Raw genomic sequence first — 520 nt, 5'->3', positions numbered from 1 at the left:
CTCACTCTGAATCGTTACTCATACCGGCATTCTCACTTCTAAGCACTCCACTAATCCTCACGGTTTAGCTTCGCCGTCCTTAGAACGCTCCTCTAACGCATTTAATAATGCCCGTAGCTTCGGTATTATGTTTAGTCCCGTTACATTGTCGGCGCAAGGTCTCTTGACTAGTGAGCTATTACGCACTCTTTAAAAGATGGCTGCTTCTAAGCCAACTTCCTAGTTGTTTGAGAAACCTCACAACCTTTATCACTTAACATAAATTTTGGGACCTTAGCTGACGATCTGGGTTGTTACCCTCGCGAGCATCGACGTTATCACCGATGTTCCGACTGCATGATAATACACAATGGTATTCGGAGTTTGATTATAGTCAGTACAGCTAGGCGCCGCCATTCCATATTCAGTGCTCTACCACCAAAGTTTAACATCACACGCTAGCCCTAAAGCTATTTCGAGGAGAACCAGCAATATCCAGGTTCGATTGGAATTTCACCGCTATTCACAAGGCATCCGGGGA

1 rRNA gene is annotated in these 520 nt (G+C 45.2%); it reads right to left on the bottom strand.

The features are described from left to right. A 23S ribosomal RNA gene (locus tag DKP76_RS18940) occupies nt 1–520 on the bottom strand; the annotation flags it as partial.

Source organism: Falsochrobactrum shanghaiense, assembly GCF_003149535.1.
Lineage (GTDB): Bacteria > Pseudomonadota > Alphaproteobacteria > Rhizobiales > Rhizobiaceae > Brucella > Brucella shanghaiense.
This window is presented reverse-complemented; position numbering and strand designations above follow the sequence as displayed.